This window comes from Nonomuraea sp. LP-02, assembly GCF_036289125.1.
Lineage (GTDB): Bacteria > Actinomycetota > Actinomycetes > Streptosporangiales > Streptosporangiaceae > Nonomuraea > Nonomuraea bangladeshensis.
Genome location: NZ_JAXCLK010000001.1, coordinates 7,089,715 through 7,110,579 on the forward strand (window position 1 = coordinate 7,089,715; position 20,865 = coordinate 7,110,579).

21 protein-coding genes are annotated in these 20,865 nt (G+C 70.1%); 9 read left to right on the forward strand and 12 right to left on the reverse strand.

Going from position 1 to position 20,865, the window contains the following annotated elements:
• The first annotated feature begins 96 nt into the window (after positions 1-96).
• The gene (locus SMD20_RS33335) at positions 97-927 is read left to right on the forward strand and encodes a hypothetical protein (RefSeq protein WP_329588948.1); all 831 of its coding nucleotides are present in this window, start codon (positions 97-99) and stop codon (positions 925-927) included.
• Positions 928-1,134: 207 nt separating this feature from the next.
• Here the strand turns inward: SMD20_RS33335 and SMD20_RS33340 are convergent, their stop codons facing one another.
• Positions 1,135-1,887: an SDR family oxidoreductase gene (locus tag SMD20_RS33340; RefSeq protein ID WP_329588950.1), complete on the reverse strand. Its 753-nt coding sequence runs from the start codon at positions 1,885-1,887 to the stop codon at positions 1,135-1,137.
• Positions 1,888-1,965: 78 nt separating this feature from the next.
• Positions 1,966-2,706 carry an SDR family NAD(P)-dependent oxidoreductase gene (locus tag SMD20_RS33345; RefSeq protein ID WP_329588952.1) on the reverse strand — a complete coding sequence of 247 codons (741 nt, stop codon included), beginning with the start codon at positions 2,704-2,706 and terminating at the stop codon, positions 1,966-1,968.
• 126 nt (positions 2,707-2,832) lie between these two features.
• Between SMD20_RS33345 and SMD20_RS33350 the strand changes: the two genes are divergently transcribed.
• Positions 2,833-3,435, forward strand: a complete 603-nt coding sequence (locus SMD20_RS33350; protein ID WP_329588954.1) for a TetR/AcrR family transcriptional regulator — start codon at positions 2,833-2,835, stop codon at positions 3,433-3,435.
• A 68-nt stretch (positions 3,436-3,503) separates the two neighbouring features.
• On the opposite strand, the gene SMD20_RS33355 is transcribed toward SMD20_RS33350, so the two are convergent.
• Complete coding sequence (locus SMD20_RS33355) at positions 3,504-3,830, reverse strand: 4-oxalocrotonate tautomerase family protein (RefSeq protein ID WP_329588956.1); 327 nt, start codon at positions 3,828-3,830, stop codon at positions 3,504-3,506.
• 54 nt (positions 3,831-3,884) lie between these two features.
• Positions 3,885-4,619 (reverse strand): SDR family oxidoreductase, encoded by a 735-nt coding sequence (locus SMD20_RS33360; protein WP_329588958.1) that lies wholly within the window; start codon positions 4,617-4,619, stop codon positions 3,885-3,887.
• A gap of 109 nt (positions 4,620-4,728) precedes the next feature.
• Here SMD20_RS33360 and SMD20_RS33365 point away from each other — a divergent pair, with 109 nt between their 5' ends.
• Positions 4,729-5,433, forward strand: coding sequence for a TetR/AcrR family transcriptional regulator (locus tag SMD20_RS33365; RefSeq protein WP_329588960.1), 705 nt, complete (start codon positions 4,729-4,731; stop codon positions 5,431-5,433).
• Positions 5,434-5,660: 227 nt separating this feature from the next.
• Here the strand turns inward: SMD20_RS33365 and SMD20_RS33370 are convergent, their stop codons facing one another.
• From SMD20_RS33370 to SMD20_RS33400, 7 genes are all read right to left on the reverse strand, one after another.
• A complete protein-coding gene (locus SMD20_RS33370) occupies positions 5,661-6,599 on the reverse strand; it encodes a ribokinase (RefSeq protein WP_329588962.1) in 939 nt (312 codons plus the stop codon).
• Between the two features lie 142 nt (positions 6,600-6,741).
• Complete coding sequence (locus tag SMD20_RS33375; protein WP_329588964.1) at positions 6,742-7,683, reverse strand: nucleoside hydrolase; 942 nt, start codon at positions 7,681-7,683, stop codon at positions 6,742-6,744.
• A gap of 1 nt (position 7,684) precedes the next feature.
• Positions 7,685-8,434 carry a glutamine amidotransferase gene (locus SMD20_RS33380; RefSeq protein WP_329588966.1) on the reverse strand — a complete coding sequence of 250 codons (750 nt, stop codon included), beginning with the start codon at positions 8,432-8,434 and terminating at the stop codon, positions 7,685-7,687.
• Between the two features lie 31 nt (positions 8,435-8,465).
• On the reverse strand, positions 8,466-9,509 hold the full coding sequence (locus SMD20_RS33385; RefSeq protein ID WP_329588968.1) for a phosphotriesterase family protein: 1,044 nt from the start codon (positions 9,507-9,509) through the stop codon (positions 8,466-8,468).
• Between the two features lie 23 nt (positions 9,510-9,532).
• On the reverse strand, positions 9,533-10,546 hold the full coding sequence (locus SMD20_RS33390) for an ABC transporter permease (protein WP_329588970.1): 1,014 nt from the start codon (positions 10,544-10,546) through the stop codon (positions 9,533-9,535).
• Positions 10,543-11,322, reverse strand: coding sequence for an ATP-binding cassette domain-containing protein (locus SMD20_RS33395; RefSeq protein ID WP_329588972.1), 780 nt, complete (start codon positions 11,320-11,322; stop codon positions 10,543-10,545). The genes SMD20_RS33390 and SMD20_RS33395 overlap by 4 nt, the downstream gene beginning before the upstream one ends.
• 17 nt (positions 11,323-11,339) lie before the next feature.
• Positions 11,340-12,320: a substrate-binding domain-containing protein gene (locus tag SMD20_RS33400; protein ID WP_329588974.1), complete on the reverse strand. Its 981-nt coding sequence runs from the start codon at positions 12,318-12,320 to the stop codon at positions 11,340-11,342.
• A 204-nt stretch (positions 12,321-12,524) separates the two neighbouring features.
• On the opposite strand from SMD20_RS33400, the gene SMD20_RS33405 reads away from it, so the two are divergent.
• Together SMD20_RS33405 and SMD20_RS33410 are read left to right on the forward strand one after the other, a co-directional pair.
• Positions 12,525-13,541 carry a LacI family DNA-binding transcriptional regulator gene (locus tag SMD20_RS33405; protein WP_329588975.1) on the forward strand — a complete coding sequence of 339 codons (1,017 nt, stop codon included), beginning with the start codon at positions 12,525-12,527 and terminating at the stop codon, positions 13,539-13,541.
• Positions 13,542-13,559: 18 nt separating this feature from the next.
• A complete protein-coding gene (locus SMD20_RS33410; RefSeq protein WP_329588977.1) occupies positions 13,560-14,648 on the forward strand; it encodes a M20 family metallopeptidase in 1,089 nt (362 codons plus the stop codon).
• A gap of 248 nt (positions 14,649-14,896) precedes the next feature.
• Here the strand turns inward: SMD20_RS33410 and SMD20_RS33415 are convergent, their stop codons facing one another.
• A complete protein-coding gene (locus SMD20_RS33415; RefSeq protein WP_329588979.1) occupies positions 14,897-15,901 on the reverse strand; it encodes a LacI family DNA-binding transcriptional regulator in 1,005 nt (334 codons plus the stop codon).
• Between the two features lie 79 nt (positions 15,902-15,980).
• Between SMD20_RS33415 and SMD20_RS33420 the strand changes: the two genes are divergently transcribed.
• Genes SMD20_RS33420 through SMD20_RS33435 form a run of 4 tightly spaced genes read left to right on the forward strand, consistent with a single transcriptional unit; the run spans position 15,981 to position 20,798 of the window.
• Complete coding sequence (locus SMD20_RS33420; protein WP_329588982.1) at positions 15,981-17,270, forward strand: polysaccharide pyruvyl transferase family protein; 1,290 nt, start codon at positions 15,981-15,983, stop codon at positions 17,268-17,270.
• On the forward strand, positions 17,263-18,174 hold the full coding sequence (locus SMD20_RS33425; RefSeq protein ID WP_329588983.1) for an ABC transporter permease: 912 nt from the start codon (positions 17,263-17,265) through the stop codon (positions 18,172-18,174). The genes SMD20_RS33420 and SMD20_RS33425 overlap by 8 nt, the downstream gene beginning before the upstream one ends.
• Entirely contained in the window at positions 18,171-19,142 is a 972-nt protein-coding gene (locus SMD20_RS33430) for a carbohydrate ABC transporter permease (RefSeq protein ID WP_329588985.1), read from the forward strand. The genes SMD20_RS33425 and SMD20_RS33430 overlap by 4 nt, the downstream gene beginning before the upstream one ends.
• Positions 19,143-19,175: 33 nt before the next feature.
• Positions 19,176-20,798 (forward strand): extracellular solute-binding protein, encoded by a 1,623-nt coding sequence (locus SMD20_RS33435; protein ID WP_329588987.1) that lies wholly within the window; start codon positions 19,176-19,178, stop codon positions 20,796-20,798.
• The last annotated feature ends 67 nt before the right edge of the window (positions 20,799-20,865 follow it).

The following is a 20,865-nucleotide window of genomic DNA, read 5'->3' on the forward strand; positions in this document are numbered from 1 at the left end:
CCGGGGTTGGGATCACACCTACGCAGCCGTACGGCCCCCGCCTGCTCTCCAGGCGGCCGTGCGGACCTGCTGGACCTCGACAAGGAGGACACCATCATGAACGCGATCACCTCCACTCGCCGGTGCTTAGCGGTGCTGGCGGCCGCCGTGCTCCTGGCGGTGACCGGTCTTCAGACCCTGGCCGGGCCCGCGTACGCCGCCTCGGTCACGGTGAGCGACTCGGCCGATCCGGTCACCGCCGGCACCAGCTACACCTACACCGTCGCCTACGACGGCTTCCAGCTGTGGGACGGCGCCATCACCCTGTCCGGCGCCGCCGCCTCCGTCACCGCCGTCACCACCTCCAACCCCGCCCTGAGCTGTACGGTGGCCACCGCCACCTACGTACCGTGCACCGCCTCACCGGTCATCAACACCCCCGGAACGATCACCCTGACCGTGACGCCCTCCGCCGCCGGCACCGTCACCGCCACCGCCCGGCTGGCCAACTGCTGCGTCGACTACTACGGCTCGCAATCCACCACCATCGACCCGCCGGGCACCGACCTGGCCGTCGGCCTGACCGCCCAGCCTCATCTGGGCATCCTGGTGCCCTACCTGCGCTACACCGCCACCATCACCAACAACGGGCCCGCCGCCACCACCTCGGTCACCCTCACCGCGACCCTGCCGGCCGGCAAGACCGCCACCGGCCTGCCGGCGGGCTGCAGCAGCACTCCGGGCTCGGTCACCTGCACCTACGGTGCCATCGCCACCGGATCCAGCGCGAGCTCCACCTTCAACCTGCCGCTGAACATCCTCAGCCTCGGCGACGTCACCGTCACCGCCACCCGCACCGCCTCCACCCCCGCCGACACCACCCCGGGCAACGACAGCGCCGGCGCAAGCTGCACCGTCATCTCCATCGTGCTGGCCACCTGTCCCTGACCCCGGCCACTCCCGAACACCTGGAAGAGAGCGCTCAGCGCCCGCACATCGACATCCGTGCGCCGTTGCCGCCAGGCGGCCGAACCCAGCGCGACGGCGATCCTTCAGGCCACTCACGCGGTAGACCTAGCGTTGGCCGCCTCGATCCACAGCCACCTGCTGATGGAGGCCGCCATCGAGATGGATGGCGCCGGTCAGGAATCGAGGTCAGTAGGCGAGCTCTCCTATGCCGCCATCGACGCGCAGGACGGTGCCGGCGGTGTAGGCGGACTCGTCAGAGGCCAGGTAGACGGCCGCCTTCGCCAGCTCGGCGGCGGTGCCTATGCGATGCAGCGGCACGGTCCGCCGCAGTTCGTCATACAGGGCGGCCTGCCGCTCGGGGCCGAGTGCGGCGAACGTGTCCGTGAGGGTCGGCCCCGGGCTCAGCCCGTTGACCCGGACGCCCCGCTCCTTCAGCTCGTAGGTCAGCCCGCGCGACAGGGACAGCAGGCCCGCCTTGGCCGCGCCGTAGACCGCCGCGTTCTCGTGCCCGATGAAGGCGGAGACGGAGCCGACGAGGATGACGGACGCCTGCCGGGACAACAGCGGCAGCAGGGCCTTGATCAGGAAGAACGGCCCCTTGAGATTGGTGGCGACGAGCCGGTCGAACGCCTCCTCGGTCCATTGCTCGATCGGTAGGTGGGTGATGTCGGCGGCGTTGCTCATCACGATGTCGAGCCGCGGCCACTCCTGCCGCAGCCGCGCCGCGAGCGCCGCCTGGCCGGGCACGTCGCCGGCATCGGACAGCACGGGCAACACCCGGCCGCCGTCCAGCCGCCGGGCGGCCTCCTCCAGACGTTTGGGGGAGCGGCCGGTGATCGCGACGGCCGCTCCCTCGGCGAGAAACTCGCGGGCGGTCGCGAACCCGATGCCGCTCGTCCCTCCCGTGATCAGGGCGTACTTGCCCTCAAGGCGACGCATTGACCTCAATCTCCTCACTCGCGCCCGAGCGCGTGGTTCTGGTAACGGTGGTCGTGCACAGGGACCGGAGCGCGCGGGTCAGACGGCGGTGCGGCCGCCGTCGGCGGCCACGACGGCGCCGGTGACGTAGCTGGCGTGGTCACTGGCGATGAAGGCGATGACCTGGGCGACCTCGGCCGGGTCGGCGGTGCGCTTCAGCGCGGTCGTCAGTCCCATGCCGCCGAGGTCCGGTCCCATGGCGGCCACCACCTTGGAGGTGGTCATCGGGCCAGGCGCCACGGCGTTGACGCGCACGTTGGAGGCGGCGAACTCGGCCGCCCAGGTACGGGTCAACGACTCGAGCGCCGCCTTGGTGGCGCCGTAGACCGCCATCGCCGGCATGCCCAGGGCGGCCGCGGTGGAGCTGACGTTGACGATGCTGCCGCCCCCGCCGGCGGCCATCTGCGGCGCGAGCCGGGCGACCAGGATGAACGGCGCGCGCACGTTGACCGAGAAGGCGGCGTCGTAGGCGTCGAGGTCCTGGTCGGCGGTCGCGCTGAACGGAACGACGCCCGCGTTGTTGACGAGGATGTCCACCGTCCCGGCGTCCTCGGCCAGCCGCCGCACGGCCTGCGGGTCGGCCAGGTCGGCGGGGATGAAGCGCACGGTCCCGGCGGCGTCGGCCCGTACGTCGTCCACGACCTGGGCGCCGCGGTCCGGGTCGGTGCCGGTGATGATCACGTTGGCCCCGCCGGCGGCGAGGATCCTTGCTGTCGCGTGCCCGAGCCCGCCGATGGCGCCCGATCCGGTGATCAGTGCCGTCTTTCCGTTGAAGTCCATGGGGTCCTGCCTCTCGTCGGTTCGCGCGTTCACGCGAGCCGACTTCCATGCGATCGTTCAATAAGTCGCTCAGTCGTCACCGTACGGTATTTCATGCAAGCGGTCAAAAAGTCGTACCCTGGGGGTATGGCACGAACAGGACGCCCCCGCGCATTCGACAAGGACCAGGCCCTGCAGCGCGCTCTTCTGCTGTTCTGGTCCCGGGGCTACGGAGAGACCTCCGTCCAGGACCTCGTCGACGCGCTGGCCCTGGAGCGGGGCAGCCTGTACGGCGCCTTCGGCGACAAGCGGCAGTTCTACCTGGCGGCGGTCCAGTTGTACTGGGACACCTATGAGCGCGAGCTGGTCGCGGCGCTGGAGTCCGGGCCGGTGCTGCCGGCGCTGCGCGAGGTGCTCGCCACTCCGGCCCGGGCGCAGGAGTACGCCTCCGACGTCGGCGTTCCGCAAGGGTGCATGATCGGCAACACCACCGCCGAACTGGTGCCGCAGGATGACGAGGCCCGCGAGATCGTGGCCCGGTCGCACGCCCGCTTCACCCGGATCGTCGCCGACGCCCTGCGGCGCGCGCAGGCCGACGGCGAAGTCACCCGGGCCGCCACCCCGGAGGCCCAAGCCCAGCTCCTGCTGTTCACCGTCCAGGGCCTTTCCCTGGTCTCCCGCGCAGAACTTGACGCCTCCGCCGCACTCGCCGCCGTCGACGCCCTGATCGACGCCCTCCGCGCTTCTTGACAGGTGAGAGAACGGGCGGGCGAGGCCCGGCGGTAGGTCCGGCGGGTGCGGCCCTACCGCCGGACGGGTCAGCTACGGCCGAGCATCTCGGCGGTCAGGACGTTGCCGCCCACGCCCCAGCCGCCGTCCGGGACCTCCTCCAGGAGGACCAGGGTGGTGGCGCGGGCCCGTTCTCCGTAGACCGTGGCGTAGGCGTCGGTGACGGCGTCGATGAGCTTCTTCTTGGACTCGGGGGTCAGGGTGTCGGCGGGCACCTTGAGGTTGGCGAATGGCATGGTGATGACCTTTCCTGTAGTGGTGATGCAGAGCGAGGCGGTCGAGGACAGCAGGTCCTCGATGCCTGCACGTCGGTAGAACTCGGTGCGGATGCGGTCGGCGACGCGGCGGCCGGCCACGGCGTGCCCCGTGCCAGAGCCCCGCCCGTGAGCCGACCGCTCGCACGGCGGTCGTCAGATGATTCCGCCGTTGGCGCGCACGACCTGGCCGTTGATCCAGTGCCCGGCCGGGCTTGCCAGGAAGGCGACGACCTCGGCGATGTCCTGCGGGGTGCCGAGGCGCTCCAGCGGTGGCTGCTTGGCGAGCCGTTCGATCGTCGCCTCGTCCTTGCCGTCGAGGAACAGGTCGGTGGCGGTCGGGCCGGGCGCGACGGCGTTGACCGTGATGTCCCGTCCGCGCAGCTCTCGGGCGAGCACCAGTGTCATCGCCTCGACGGCGCCTTTGCTGGCGGCGTACGCGCCGTAGCCGGGAAACTGCAGGCCGACCACGGAGGTGGACAGGTTGACGATCGCGCCCCCGGCGCGTACGCGGCGTGCGGCCTCCCTGGCCATGACGAAGGTGCCGCGGATGTTGGTGCGGTGCAGGGCGTCCAGCTCGTCGAGGTCGAGGTCCGCGATCGGGGACAGCGACAGCCGCCCCGCCGAATTGACGACCACGTCGATCCCGCCGAAGGATTTGTCCGCCACGTCGAACATCTGCGCGACGGCGTCCTCGTCGGCCACGTCGGCCTGGACCGCGATCGCCCGGCCGCCGGATGCCGTGATCTCCTCGACCACCTGGGCCGCGGCGAAGTCCGATCCGTGGAAACCCACCGCGACCGCGTAGCCCCGTGCCCCCAGCGCCACCGCGATCGCCTTGCCTATTCCACGGGAGCCGCCGCTGACGACGGCCACACGCTGATCATTCATGGAAGACCCCTTGAGCTTATCGTCGATATGAATACGCCATATCGGCGTTACGTTCTGACGGTAGCACAGCTCCGTAACCTCGCTAGCTTTTGCCGCTATCATTGATTGCATGCCAGAGGACGACTCGCTTCGCGCGGCGATGATCGAGGCGGCGGAGCGGCAGCTCGCGTCGTCCTCCGACCACGAGGTCGCCACCCGGGCGGTCTGCGAGGCCGTCGGCGTGAGCCAGCCCGTGCTCTACCGGCTGTTCGGCGACAAGCGCGGCCTGCTGGACGCCGTCGCCGACCACGGCTACGAGCGCTACGCCGCGCTCAAGGCCGCCCAGGAGCAGACCGGCGACCCGGTGGCCGACCTGCACGCCGGCTGGGACGGCCACATGGCCTTCGCGCAGGCGAACCCGGCCCTCTACCAGCTGATGTTCACCCCGAGGCCGTGGTCGCGCTCGACGGCTCGAGAGCGCGTGATGGACCTGCTGGTGGCGGCTCTCACGCGGTGCGCGGCGGTGGGCGCGCTCAAGGTCGAGCCGCACACCGCCGCCCGGCTCATCCTGTCGGCGAACGTCGGGACCGCCCTCGACCACATCGCCAGGCCCGCCCCGTCCGGCGACCCCGCGCTGTCCCACCGCATGCGGGACGCCGTGTTCTCACACGTACTGGCTGAACCGGCCGCCGCGAACGACGCCGACCCGCTGCACACCGCGGCGCTGCGCCTGCACGCGCAGCTCGATCTCACCGGGACGGAGGCCCTGGAACCGGTCGAGGCCGCCCTTCTGCGGCGATGGCTCGAACGCATCACGCACCCCACCCGAAGCTGACGGCCACCCGGCCCAGCCCTCCCCGGCCGCGCGCATCCACGGCCCGGGGGACGCTGCGGCCTTCGTGGGATGGGCTGCGTGGCGCTGCGGCATCTTCCGGTGAATGTCAAGGCACGGGACAACTCGGCGCTCGGCCGGTCTGGACTGAGGTGCTCGTCCCGGTCGAGCGCAAGAACGGCCGGCAGCTGGGGTGCAGGCAACACTCGCCCCACCGGTGTCGGCGTGCCTCAGCGAGCGGCTGCCTCAGCCACGGCGAGCAGCTCGTCCACCGACTTCCGGTCGGGCAGTGAGGGGCTGGCGCCGGGCAGCGTGGTCGCCAGGGCTCCTGCGGCCATTCCCCGGCGGACGGCAGTGGCGGTGTCGAGGCCCGCCGCGAGGGCCGCACCCAGGAAGCCGGTGAAGGCGTCGCCCGCGGCGGTGGTGTCCACGGGAGCGACCGCGTAGGCGGGGAAGTGCCGGGTGCGTTCCGTGGTGACCGACACGGCGCCCGCTGATCCGAGCGTGATGAGCGCGTGCCGCACGCCGCGATCGAGGAACCAGGCGGCGGCCCGCTCGGCCGACTCGACGTCGACGACTTCCACGCCGGTCAGCGCCCCGGCCTCGCTCTCGTTGGGGGTGACGATGGCGACGTGCGGCCAGACGCGGTCGGGCAGCGGCCGCGCGGGCGCGGGATCGAGCACCACGGTCAGGCCGGCCCGCGCACCCGTCTCGGCCGCGTGACAGGCGATCTCCGCAGGGATTTCGAGCTGGAGGAGAAGCACGCTCGCCTTGCCGCGTACGGCCCGGATGCTCTCGTCCACCATCTCGGCACTGAGGTCCGCGTTGGCGAGAGGGGTCATGACGATGTCGTTCTCACCCGACGCGTCCACCCTGATGTGCGCGACGCCCGTACGGTTGCCGACGGAGCGGACCTCCGACAACGCCACGCCGTGGGAGCGCAGCGCCGACGAGACGATCTCGCCGAACGGGTCCGTGCCGACGCACCCGACCAGCCAGGTGGGCGCTCCCGCACGGGCGGCGGCGACCGCCTGGTTCGCGCCCTTCCCGCCGAGGACCACGGCGACGTCGTCGCCGAGGACGGTCTCTCCCCGGCGCGGGAGGCGGCGAGCGAAGGCGGTGACATCCGCGGAGATGCTCCCGACGACGACGACACCGTGCGGTTCCATGACGTTTCTCCTGTTTCGAGCTGTCAATGCTGAGTCGCGGCGTTCGGGCGCCGCGGGGGCGGCTGCGAGCGGTGAGCGACAGGCACGTGCCACCGGTCCCGTCCGGCCGAGCGCCCCCGCCGGGTGGCCGGCTCTCCGGCCCTCAGGAGGCCCGACCGAGCGCCTCGATCGCGCCGATCATGAGATCCCAGAACCGGTCGCGGTCCAGCCCGATCCCGACGTTCGCGTTGGGCTCCCAGTCCATCCGCCGGTGGAGGTCGGCCACGGTCGCTCCCCGGGTGTGCGGGCCGTCCAGTTCGATCCGCAGGCCCACCCGCTCGTACGTCAGGACCGTGGGGTCGATCAGGTACGCCACCGTGATCGGGTCGTGCAGCGGCGGCGCCGGGAATCCCCACGTCTCGTGGTAGGTGGACCCGAAGAACGTGAGCAGTTCCACGCAGACGCGGGCGAGCGGGGTGCCGAGCGCCTCGATCCTGGCGAGCACGTCGGCGGTCACCAGCGCCTGGTGGCTGACGTTGAGCCCGACCCACGTCGTCGGCACGCCGCTGCCGAGCACCTCCGCCGCCGCCTCCGGATCGGCGTACACGTTGAACTCCGCGTACGGCGTGTGGTTGCCGCGATCCGTGGAGCCACCCATGATCACGACTTCCCTGATCCGCTCGCGGTCCTCGGGGTGACGGCGGAGCAGCGTGGCGATGTTCGTCAGCGGGCCGATGGCCACCACGGTCACCGGCTCTGCGGCGGCCGCCAGCGTGTCGTGGATGAGGTCCACGCCGTGGCGGGGGTCGAGCGGGACGCCCGGCTCCCCGAACGCCGGGCCGTCCAGGCCGCTCTCCCCGTGCACGTAGTCGCCGATCTCCAGCGGCGCCGCGAGGGGGCGGTCGCAGCCGGCGGCGACCGGAACGCCGGTGACGCCGGCCAGGCTCAGCATCCGCCGGGCGTTGAGCGCGGTCTTCTCCACCGTCTGGTTCCCCGCGACCGTCGCGACCGCGCGCAGGTCGATCGCCGGGTGGGCCACAGCGAGCAGGATGGCCATGGCGTCGTCGTGCCCGGGGTCGCAGTCGAGGATCACCGGGATCGGCATGTCAGATCTCCTTCGCGAGCCAGCGGACCGCCCGCGTGAACAGGGTGCGGTAGCCGTCCCAGGAGACGAACTCGTCCGGGCACCAGTGCGGCGCGATGTCGGAGGCCCAGGCGAGCGTGCGCCCGGCCCCGGCCTGCCGTACGGCGAGCAGGGGGTCGCCGCCGACGGTCGCAAGCAGCGTCGCGTCCCCGGGCAGCGCGAACCGGTTGTAACCGAGCAGGTCGGGCCACTGGGCGGGGAGTCCGGCCACGATGGGGTGGGCGTCGTCGGCGAGCAGGCCGGGCACGCCCTGCGGGGTCTCGACGCGGTCGTCGTAGCGGGAGATCCGGGCGGGGAGCACCCGTTCGACCGCCGTGCCGGCGAAGGCCGCCTTGGCCTCGAAGCCCTGGAAGCTCAGGTAGCCGCCGGCCATGGCGAGGCCGCCGCCCTGCTCCACCCAGTCGGCCAGCAGGTCGATCCGGTTGACGGTCTTCTCGCTGGACAGCCAGGTGGCCGGGTGCAGCAGGATGCTGTTGGCCCCGATGTCGGAGAGCACGACCACGTCGTAGGCGGCCAGCGCCTCGGGCGTGCCGGGGAACAACGCGGGCACGTCGTGCGCGGGCAGGTGGTCGACCTCGATGCCGTCGGCGACCAGGACGTCCCGCAGCGGATCGATTCCGGTGTGGTAGGTGGTCGAGGTGAACGCGTCGAAGCCCTTGTAGTGGGTCGACACGCTCACCCATGATTCACCGGCGACCAGCACGCGGGTCATGAAAATCGTCTCCTTCTCTCTCTGTGTGTGATCAGTGGCCGCGCGCGGCGGCGAGGAAGAGCTCGCGCGGGTTGCCCGCGAGCAGCCGGGTGGTGTCGTCGGCGGTCAGCCCGTGCCGGTGCAGGCGCGGGACGAAGTGGGTGAGGATGTGGGCGTAGCCGGTGCCGCCGTAGCGGACGAGCATGGTCTTCATGAACACGTCCTGGGAGAGCAGGACCCGGTGCCCGAGCCCGGCGCGGACCAGCCAGGCCACCGCGGCGGCGTTCTCCTCGTCGCACGGGGACTGGCCCTCGCCCGGATAGAGGTAGTCCATGCCGCACATGTCGTAGCCGAGGTAGGCGCCGCGCAGGGCGAGGGACACCTGGTAGTCGCGGTCCGCCCCGCTGGGGTTGAGGTGCGAGAGCACGGTGCCGGCGAGCAGGCCGCCCTCCTCGGCTATGACGTCGAGCACGCGGTGGCCGTGCCGCACCCAGCCGGGGAGGTGGACCGAGAGCGGCACGCCGGTTCGGGCCTGCGCCCGGGCCGCGCCGCGCAGCACCTTCTCCTCCTCGGCGGTGAAGTCCGGCGAGACGCCGATCTCGCCGATCACACCCGCGCGGACGCCGTCCACGCCCCCGCCGACGCCTTCGGTCAGGTCGCGCTCGATCTCCTCGGCGACGTCCGCCTCGGTCATCGAGCGGACCCGGGCGGGATGGGTCTTCTCCAGGTAGAAACCGCAGCCCATGACGATGTTCAGCCCGGTGGCGCGGGCGATCGCGACCAGCTCGGCGGGCGCCCGCCCGATCCCCTCGGGGGTCACCTCGAGCAGCGTGCGCCCGCCGCGCCCGGCGAACCTGCGTACCTCCTCGATCGCGGTCCCCGTGTCGTCCAGCGACACGTTGTCGCGGGAGAGGTACGGGTCGTGGCGAAGCCTGCCGAGGAACTCCGTCCGTACGGGCTCGCGGGCGATCAGCTCGCCCTCGGCGTCGCCCTCGGGCGCGGGGTGCCAGGCGCGAGCGCCGTCGTTGCGCAGGTGCTCGTGGCAGAGCGTGATCCCGAGGTCGTCGGGGGACACCGGGCCGAGCACGGTCGTCACGGCCGGAGTCCGGGCTGAGGACGTCATTTTCGGATCGCTCCGAACTTCGCCCACACCTTGCTGTTGGCGAAGATGGCCAGCAGCAGGATGCCGCCCTGGACGATCTGCACGTAGAACGGCGAGACGTGCAGCAGCACCAGGCCGTTGGCGATCACGCCGAGCGTGAGCGCGCCGAGGATCGTGCCGAGCATGCTCGCCCGGCCGCCGAAGAGGCTGGTGCCGCCGAGCACGACGGCCGTGATGACCTCCAGCTCGAAGCCGGACCCGGCGTTGGACGAGCCGGAGCTGAGGCGGGTGGCGATCAGCACGCCCGCGACCGCCGCCGCCACGCCGGTCAGCACGTAGACCGTCAGCCCGACCTTCCGCGTGTTCACGCCGGTGCGGCGCAGCGACTCGCCGTTGGAGCCGAGGCCGATGACGTAGCGGCCGAACGGCGTCCGGGTCAAGACGAGCCAGCCGACGAGCGCGACGACCACGGCGAGGATGGCCGGGACGGGCACCCCGGCGATGCGGCCCTGGCCGATCTGGACGATCCAGAGGTCTCCGTTGATGGGGGTCGAGTATCCCTCGGTGGCGCGCAGCGCCGTACCCCGCATGATCGACAACATCGCGAGTGTGACGATGAACGGCGGGATGTTCTGGTAGGAGGAGAACCACCCGTTCACGAACCCGATCAGCGCGCCGAGCGCGACGATCGCGATCAGGGCGAGGGTGGGGTCCCACCCGTGTTGCAGCACGATCGCGAGCAGCGACCCGGACAGCGCGACCGTGGAGCCGACCGACAGGTCGATGCCGGCGGTGCTGATCACGAACGTCATCGCGGTCGCGACGATCAGCGTGGGGGCGATCTGCCGCAACAGGTTGAGCAGGTTGCCCGTCGTCGCGAACCGGTCGGCGGAGAACGCGAAGAAGATCAGTAGGGCCACCAGCACGACCGCGATCGCGATCGTCTGCGCGTGCCGGCCTATGTGGGCGTTGGCCCGGGCCGACCTGGTGGTGACGACCCGCTGGCTGGTTCCGGTCCCGGTGGCGGTCACGGTCGGCTCCCCTCCTTCTCTCCCTCGTCGTGGGCGACGATCTCGGACACGAGCCGTTCGAGGCTGGTGTTCCGGGCGTCCAGGTCGGCCCTGAGCGTGCCCTCGTACATGACGCACAGCCGGTCGCAGACCCGGAAGAGGTCCTGCAGGCGGTGCGTGATGAGGATCACCGAGACACCCTGGGCCGAGACGGTCTTGATCAGTTCGAGGACGGTCTCGACCTCGGCGACGGCGAGCGCCGCCGTCGGCTCGTCGAGGATGAGCAACTTGGGCCCGAAGGTCACCGCCCGGGCGATGGCGACCGCCTGCCGCTGACCGCCGGACAGCCCGCCGACGGGGATGTCGGTCAGCGGGATCCGGATGTTCAGGGCGTCCAGGTGGCGCCGGGCGTCCGCGTGCATCTTGCGGATGTCGAGCATCATCCCGCCGGCCTTGCGCGGCTCCCTGCCGAGGAACAGGTTCCCGGCCACGTCGATGTCGTCGCAGAGCGCGAGGTCCTGGTAGACCATCTCGATGCCCAGCTCGCGGGCGTCTTTCGGGCTGGCGAAGGCGACCGGCCGGCCGTCGAAGACGATCTCGCCGGAGTCCGGCACGACGGCGCCGGCCAGCACCTTCATGAGGGTGGACTTGCCGGCCGCGTTGTCGCCGACGAGCCCCACCACCTCTCCAGGGCCGACGCGCAGCGTCACGCCGCGCAGCGCGTCGACCATTCCGTAGCGCTTGCGGATGTCGCGCATGACCACTCGATCAACGCGACCCGGCTCTTGGTCCGTCATATGAGTTCCTTCGCCGCTCACTTGAAGGTGGCGCGGTACGGGTCGACGTTGTCCTTGGTCACGATCGTCACGGGCACGTCGATCTTCTTCTTCGCCTGGGCGCCGCCGACCAGGGCCTTGGCCTCCTTGACGGCCTCGTAGCCCTCGGTCTTCGGGTCCTGCTGGACCACCCCGGCGACGAACCCCTCGTCGATGCCGTTGATGGCCTCCTTGGTCAGGTCCCAGCCGAAGACCTTGACCCGGTCGGCCGCGTTCTGCGACTTCACCGCGGCGACCGTGCCGAGCAGGGCCGGCTCGCCCGTGGCGTACACGATGTTCATGTCGGAGCGGGAGGTGAGCAGGTTCTCCGCGGCCGTCATCGCGGACTCCTGCTTGTTCTGCCCGTCGACGGTCTGCACGATCTTGGCGCCGGCGCCCTCGACGGTCTTGTTGAAGTCGTCCTTGCGGATGTTCTGGATGAAGGAGTTCAGCGCGCCCACTACGCCGATCTTCGGTGCGGTCAGGCCCTGCGCCTGTGCCCACTTGTTGACGAAGTCGCCCGCCTGCTGGGCCGCCGCGGCGTTGTCCACGCCCACCTGGGTGTCCACAGCGGGCGAGTCGACGATCGCGTCCACGGCGACGACCTTCAGCCCGGCGTCCTTGGCGATCTTCACGGCGGGCTTGATGCCCTCGACGTCGATGGCGACCACGATGACCGCGTCGAACTGCTGCTGGACGAAGTTGTCGATGGCCTCGTTCTGCTTGGCCGCGTCGTCGTTGGCGTTGAAGATCGTGAGATCGACGTTCGCCTCCTTCGCCGCCTGCTGGGCGCCGGCGTTCATCTCGTTGAAGAAGATCGCCTGCTGGTTGATCTGGACGAGCCCGACCCGCGGCCGGTCCCCGCCGGAGTCCCCGGAAGAGCCGGAGTCGTCTGTACCGCCACAGGCCGCCGACAGCAGCCCGGTGGCCAGGATCGTCGTCGCCGCTGTCAGGCGGATGAGCCTCGTGGATCGCGCCATGAGAGTTGAGCCTTTCGGGGGGCGAGAAGGAGTGAGATCGATTGGGTAATCGATTACCCGGTTTTCGGGCATGCTAGTGCGCCTAAAAAAGGCACGTCAAGGGTGCGTTTTCCTCACAGAACCTCTATCGTTACCTGTGATCCTGGCCGCAACACGCTCGGCAAGGTCGATTGTTGGCAAAGATCAAGGGAAATCGATTACACAATGGGCGTGACGATTCACGACGTGGCGCGAGCGGCCGGCGTCTCCGTGGCCTCGGCCTCCCGCGCCCTCTCGGGGCGGCGCAGGGTCACGCCCGAGGTCGCCGAGCGGGTGGCGCGCGCCGTCGCCGAACTCGGTTACCAGCCGAACGCGATCGCCAAGGCGCTGCGCGACCAGACCACCGGCACCATCGGCATGGTCGTCCCGGGCATCGGCAACCCGTTCTTCACCACGATCGTCGAGGCCGTGGAGCGCGAGCTGCAGAACTCCGGCACCGACCTGCTGCTGTGCGCGTCCCAGTACAGTCCGCAGGTCGAGGCCCGGAGGCTGGAGACCCTGCTGGCCCGGCGCGTGGACGGACTGATCATCAGCCCGTGCGACATCGAGGCCAGCGTCCCCGCGGTCCTGGACGCGGCCCGCCGGGTGCCGCTGGTGCAGGTCGACCGCTACATCGAGGGCGGCGGGGCCGACTGGGTGGGCGTGGACGACGAGGCCGGGGTCACCCTGGCGGCCGAGCACGTGATCGCGGGCGGGGCCCGCTCGGTGTCCTTCGCGGGCAGCCGGCTGGTGAGCTCCTCCGCCCGCTTGCGGCTCAGCGGGTTCGAACGTACCGCGGCGCGGGCCGGCGTGGAGGTCCTGCCGGCGCTGCTGGGTGAGTTCACCCTCGAATGGGGCGTCGAGGCCGGGCGAAGGCTGCTCGACACCGGCCGGCTGCCGGACGCGGTCGTCTGCGCGAACGACGAGATCGCCGTGGGCCTGGTGCGGTCGCTGCGGCTCGGCGGGGTGCGCGTCCCCGAGGACGTGGCCGTGGTGGGGTTCGACGACGTGGGACACGCGACGATGTGCGACCCGCCGCTCAGCACCGTGCGCCAGCCGGTGGAGGAGATGGCGGCGGAGGCCGTACGTCTGCTCGGCCAGGTCAAGGCGGGCGACCCCAGGCCCGCACAGCGCATCGCCATCGCTCCCAGGCTCGTCGTACGGCAGACCAGCCGGCCGGTGACGGCCGGCGTCGCGGAGTAACAGACGAAAGGAGGCCGCGTGAACGAGGCGGTTGAGCTGACGCGCGAGCTGATCAGGATCGACTCGGTGGGCGGGGGCGAGGCCGCGGTGGCCGGCCCGCTCGCGAAACGGCTGTCGGAGGCCGGTTTCGCGGTGCGTACGCACGAGCACGCGCCCGGCCGCACCGGACTGGTCGCCCGCTGGGGGACGGGCGAGCCGGTGACGCTGACCGGGCACCTCGACACGGTGCCGCTGGGCGGGCAGGCGTGGCGGCACGCGCCGCACGGCGCGGAGATCGACGGCGATCGCCTGTACGGGCGCGGTTCGAGCGATATGAAGGCCGGCGTCGCCGCGCTGGTGATAGCCGCCGAGCGGCACGTGCGCCGCACCGGGCCGAAGGTCGCCCTGGAGCTGGTCTTCACCGTGGGCGAGGAGACCGGCTGCGAGGGTGCGGCCGGCATGGTGGCCGAGGGTCTGGTGGGCAGGTCGCGTGCCCTGCTCGTTGCCGAGCCGACAGCCAACCGGGTGCTGCTCGGGCACAAGGGCGCGCTCTGGCTGGAGGCGACCACGCGAGGCACGACGGCGCACGGCTCGATGCCGCACCTGGGTGACAACGCGATCTACAAACTCGCCCGCCTGATCGGCGTCATCGAGAAGTTCGACCCCGGGGTGCCGGAACACCCCTGGCTCGGTCCGTCCACGGTGAACGTGGGAACCGTGCGCGGCGGGATCAACGTGAACTCCGTGCCCGACCTGGCCGCCGTGACCATCGACCTCCGCACCGTCGCCGGTCAGGACCACGGACGACTTCGCGAGCGGTTGCAGGCCGCGCTCGGCGGCGAGGCGACCCTCGGCGTGCTCGTGGACCTGCCCGCGATCTGGACGGACCCGGACGATCCCTTCGTCCGGGCCCTGGTCGAGGCGGGAGCGGGTGCGCCCGGCGACCACCCGGCCGCCAGCTACTTCACCGACGCCTCGATCCTCACCGCCACCTGTGGCGGGGTGCCGACGGTCGTGTGCGGCCCGGGTGAGCCCGAGCAGGCGCACGTCACCGACGAGTACTGCACGGTCCACCGCATCGAGGAAGCCGTCGAGATCTACACCGCCGCCCTTGCGCGGTTCGCCTGATCGTGTGACGACTCTCCGGCGACCGGCCGGGCGGCTGCCGACGGTGCTGCAGGCTCACCGGCTGGTCGCCTCATCGCCCAGGCCCTCGACCTTCCACAGCACCGCGTCGCGATGCCGGTCCATGCTGCGAGGGTCTTGGGGCGCCTCGCCGACTGGCCTGCTTCGTCGGCGAAACAGGCTTCCGTCGGCTTATGTAGCCGACTGTCCGGAACTGCTGGGCACCTCAGCCGCGGGCGATCATGCGAACGCTAATCGCGGATCCGGGTCAGAGCAGTCGCTGAGTCACGGATCACCAGTTCGGGTTCGGGGTCGGTGATGACACCGCCTGCGCTCGGCCGCCCCGCGATCAGGTCGTACAGCGCCTCGACGCCGGCCCGGCCGAGTTGGTACATGGGCATCCGGACCGCGGTGACGGCCGGGCGCAGGTGTTGCATCAGGTCGACGTCGTGGATGCCGACCACCGACAGCTGGTCGGGGATGGTGATGCCGAGGTCGTGTGCGGCGGCCAGGACCCCGACCGCGCTCATGATGTTGTTGACGACGATGGCGGTTGGCGCGGTTGGCGCCTGCATGGCCTGCCGGAGCCCGTCGGCGCCGGCCTGCTCACCGAACCCGGTGGCCAGGTGTGGGGCCGGTGTCAGCCCGGCGGCGTCCATCGCCTGCTGGTAGCCCAGGTAGCGCTGCTGGGAGATGTATCCAGAACCCCCGACGAAGACGATGTGGCGGTGGTGGAGGTTGACCAGGAATCGGGTGGCGATCTCGCCTGCGCGGCGATCGTCTATGTCGATCCAGGGATGGTCCTGTGCATGTTCCAGGATGAGGATCGGCTTGGGGTGGGACCTGAGCTCGGCCATCACGTCGTCGTCCAGCAGCCCTTCGCCGCGGATCAGAATGCCGTCGACCGTGCCCTGGCTGAGCAGCCGGGTCAGGAACTGGCTGCCGGAGCGCATCGTCTCGGCATCGCCCAGCAGGACCGTCGCGCCGTGCTCCGCAGCCGCCTCGTAGACCCCGTACCGCAGCGGTCCGTAGACCGGGTTGTCGATCTTGTTGAGGATCATCGCGATCATGTCGGTTTGGTTGAGCCGCAGCGAGCGCGCCGTTTGGTTCGGCTGGTAACCCAATTCCTGCATCGCCCGGAGCACCCGGGTGCGGGTGGATTCCCTCATCCGGGTGTGGCTCGTGCCGTTGACCACCGCCGACACCACGGCGAGTGACACCCCAGCCGCCCGTGCGACGTCACGTTGCGTTGCCATGTAGGAAGCCTACTCCGTTCTTGACGTAACGTCTCACCATCCCTATTTTGATTTAACGTTACGTCAACAAGGAGTACATATGACATCGACACGTCGCACCGTCCTCCTGCGGTCCTCCTGGGCGACGGTGAACATCGGCGACGTGGCTCACTCCCCTGGCGTGGTGCGGGCGTTTCAGCGGTTCGCCCCCGAGGTCGAGGTCATCCTCTGGCCGGTGCGGCTGGAGGAGCGCGAACGATCCATGCTGCGGCACACGTTTCCCGAGCTGCGCGTCGTCGACGGCACTCTCGGCGGGGACGGGCCGAGCACCCCGGAGTTGGCCGCCGCCATCGACGGCGCGGACGTCCTGATGCACGGATCGGGCGCCGACGCCTTCCAGAGCACCGAGATCGATTGGTGGCGCGAGCACGTGGGCCGCCCGTACGGGTACTTCGGGATCACCGTGGATCCGCTGTGCCCACCGACCATGGCGACGCTGCCGGAGCTGGCACAGATGGTCGATCTGCTCCCACCGTCCTATCTTGAGGACGACGTCAAAGACCGTTTCGACAGCGCCGACTTCGTGTACTGCCGCGAAACGCTGACCCTGGCCACCCTGCGCGGCCAGAAGATAACGGGGCCCGACCTCGCCTTCGGGCCGGATGGCACGTTCGCGTTCGACCACACTGACGCCGTCGCCGCCGCTCGCCTGCTGGAGAATCTCGGCCTGCAGCCCGGTCGGTTCGCCTGCTTCGTTCCGCGGCTGCGCTACGCCCCCTACGCGAAGATCTACGGCACGGAACCGACCCGCGAGCAGATGCGGCGCGACGCGGTCAACCGGGCCACCGTGACGCACGACCTGGCGGTGCTGGCGGCGGCGATCGAGACCTGGGTACGCGTCACCGGCCTGCCGGCCGTCGTGGTGCCCGAGATGAGCTATGCCGTCGAGCTCGCTCACGAGCAGCTTCCCGGCCTGCTCAGTCCACAGACGCTCGACCAGGTCCGACTCCTGGACCGGTACTGGCCGCTGGAGGAGGCGACCGGGGTCTACGCCGTCTCGTCGCTGGTGGTCAGCATGGAGTGTCATTCGCCGATCCTGGCCGCACGACATGCGACCCCGACCGTCTACCTTCGGCAGCCGACCGAGACCACGAAGTCTCAGATGTTCGCCGACCTCGGCGCCCCAGACCTGGTGATCGAGCTCGACCATCGTGCCGCGGCGACGATCGTCGCGGCGGTCACCGACATCGCCACCGACCCGGCGCCCGCGGTCGCCCGGAGCAGGAGGGTCGCGGCCAATGCCGACGACCGGCTGCGGGCGGCGGTGCGAGCCTGCGTCGCGGGCCGGCCCATCGGCCTGCCCGCACCGGTGGAGACCGGCGATGCGTAGCCTGCGCGACCGCTGGCGGCGCGACCGGGTCCTGCTGCTGCTGGCGCTTCCCGGGGTCACGGTGCTGCTGCTGTTCCACTATCTGCCGCTCGGCGGGAACCTCATCGCGTTCCAGGACTTCCAGCCGTTCCTCGGAATCTGGCACAGCCCGTACGTCGGGCTGGACAACTTCGAGCCGGTGCTCACCGGCGACCCGGTGTTCCTCAACGCACTCGTCAACACGCTGATCATCACGCTGATCCAGGTGGTCTTCGTGTTCCCGCTGCCGATCTGCCTCGCGTTGATCCTGAACGCGACCATCAGCGAACGGCTCAAACGCCTCGCCCAGTCGATCCTCTACATGCCGCACTTCCTGTCCTGGGTCATCGTGGTCGCCCTGTTCCAGCAGATGTTCGGCAACGGTGGGATGCTCAACGCCTGGCTGCGCTCGGCCGACCTGTCCACGTTCCACATCGTCGGCGTACCCGAGTTGTTCAAACTCATGATCACATCGCAGGTGATCTGGAAGGACACTGGCTGGTCGACGATCATCTTCCTCGCCGCACTGTCCCGAGTGGATCCGGCGCAGATGGAGGCCGCGGTGGTGGACGGCGCCTCGGCGGTTCGCCGCCTGTGGCACGTGACCCTGCCCGCCATCCGCCCGGTGATCGTCCTGCTGCTGATTCTGCGGCTCGGTGACTCGCTGTCCGTCGGGTTCGAGCAGATCATCCTGCAGCAGGCACAGGTCGGTGCCGGTGCCGGCGAAGTGCTCGACACCTACGTCTACAACCACGGGATCGTCGGCGGCGACTGGGGCACCGCGGCCGCGGTGGGGCTGATCAAAGGCATGGTCGGTGTCGCGCTCGTGCTCGGCGCCAACCGGTTGGCCCACGCCCTGGGCGAGCAGGGGGTGTACGCCAAGTGACGAGCCGATCTGTGCCGACCGCGGTGTCCGTGGCGCGCCCCGCCGCGGGCACAGCGCCGCGGCGGCCACGCTCGGGCCGCAGCAAGCGTCCGGTCTGGATGGGCGAGCCCAGCAAGCTGGGGGTCGGTGCGCGGGGACTCGTGCTCGGCCTGGGCTGCCTGGCGGTCCTGGTGCCGTTCTGGGCGGTGCTCATGACCAGCATCGCCTCCCCGGAGGAGGTCAACAGGGCCGGCGGCTTCGTGCTGTGGACGAACGAACCGACGCTGGACTCCTACCGGGCCGTCCTGTCCGGCGGAATCGTCACCCGTGCGCTGCTGGTGAGCGCCGGCATCACCGTGGTCGGCACGGCACTCAGCCTCGTCGCCACGATCGCTCTGGCGTACGCGCTGTCGCGGCCGGGTTCGTTGCTGCAAAAGCCGATCCTGCTGATGACGGTGTTCACCCTGCTGTTCAACCCGGGCATCATCCCGATGTACCTGACGGTCAAACAGCTCGGCCTGCTGGACAGCTACCTGGCATTGATCCTGCCGGTGCTGGTCAACGCGTTCAACGTCATCGTCATGCGCGCCTTCTTCCAGGAAATCCCCGGCGAGCTGCGGGAGAGCGCCCACATGGACGGTGCCGGGGAGATGCGCATCCTGCTGCGGATCGTCCTGCCACTGTCGAAGGCGGTCGTCTCCGTGATCGGGCTGTTCTACGCGGTGGCGTACTGGAACGCCTTCTTCTCCGCGATGTTGTACCTCCAGTCGTCGGAGAAGTGGCCGCTGCAACTGGTGCTGCGCACCTACGTCGTCAACAACACCCCGATCGGGTCCGACCAGCTCAGCTCGAACCTGGAGAACCTGCCACCACAAATCTCCGTCCAGATGGCGATTCTCGTCATCTCCGTCCTGCCCATCCTGTTCATCTACCCCTTCCTCCAAAAGCACTTCGCCAAGGGACTCATGGTCGGCGCCGTCAAGGGCTGACCGGTCGTCCACGCAATGCGGAAAGGAGACGTCATGGCACCCACCTTCAGCCGCCGCGACGTCCTGGCACTCGGCGCGGCAGCGGGGCTGGCCCCGCTCCTCGGGGCCTGCGGTGACGGCAGCCCGAGTTCGCCGAACAGCTCGACCGGGTCGGTCAAGCTGCCCACCTACAAACCCGTCACCGCGGCCACGCCCGACCTGGCCGCCGAGCCGGCCGGGGTGTCGCCGGGATACTTCACCTACCCGGCCTCCTCCAGCGCCGCATCACAACCGGTGAAGGGCGAAGCCGTCACGGCACTGACGTACACCTACGACCCGATCGCCCCCGCGCTCGGCTCGAACCCCTACTGGCAGAACCTCAACAGGCAACTCGGCACCGAACTGAAGATCACGTACGTCCCCTCGACCGACTACAAGAGCAAGGTCGCCACGACCATCGCCGGTGGCGATCTGCCCGACATGGTGGCCATCCAGGGCGTTGTCCAGCAGATGCCCGCCATGCTGAAGGCGACATTCACCGACCTCACCGAGTACCTGTCCGGGGACGCGGTCCTCGCCTACCCGAACCTGGCCGCCCTGCCCACCGATGCCTGGCGCAGCACCGTCTACGACCAGCGGATCTGGGGTATCCCCGTGCCGCGGGCACGGATCGGCACCGTGCTGTACACCCGGGCCGACCTGCTGGCCAAGGCAGGACTCAGCCTCCAGCCCGATTCGTGGGCCGAGTTCAAGGAGATGGCGGCCGCGCTGACCGACGAGCGGGCCGGTCGGTGGGCGTTCGGACAGATCCCGTTCACCACGATCCTTGAGATGAACGGGATCACCGGCAACTGGCCCGGCGGCACCGGCGTCTGGCAGGCCGAAGGCGGCGTCTTCACCCACTCCGGGACGACACCGCAGTTCACGCAGGCCCTCGCGGACACCGTCGAGCTGGTGAAGTCGGGGGTGATACATCCCGACCACGCGGGCGCGCCCAACACGAAGCGCAACGCGTGGATGCTGGCCGGCACGACCGCGTTCACCGTCGGCGGGTACGCCGGGTGGGGCAAGTTCTACGGCCAGGCGAAAGACGTGCCCGGCTTCCGCCTGACCGGCATGCTCTCGCCCACCCGCGACGGCACCGGGACGCGGGTACGCACGCCCGGCCCGACCCTGTCCAGCTTCACCGCTATGACCAGGACCGACAACGCTGACCGGATCAGGCAGATCCTCAAGGTCCTCGACTGGTTGTGCTCACCCTTCGGCAGCAGCGAGTACCTGGCCCTCCGGTACGGCGTCGAGGGCCAGACGTTCACCCGCGACGGCTCCGACCCGACCCTCACCGAGGGCGGGCGCAGCCAGGTGTTCCTGCCGGTGCGGTACCTCGCCGAAGCATCGCCCGTCATCTACGAGCCGGGCAACCGACAGGCCGTACAGGACCAGCACGACCACCAGGTCGCCGGGGTCCCGCTCGCCGTCGCGGACCCGACCCTCGGGCTGTACTCGGAGACCGCCGCCAGCAAGGCTGCCAGCGAGCAGCAGCAACTGGACGCGGTGCTGCTGGAGATCCAGCTGGGGAACAAGCCCGTCTCGGCGTGGCAGCCGGCCATCAAGAAGTTCATGGACCGGGTGGGCGACAAGATCAAGGCCGAGTACGAGGAGCAGGCGGGTGGTTGACGCGCCGGACTCAGCTGACACTCTCACGGGCTCAGGAAGAAGGCAGTGGTGAGACGGAGCACGTTAC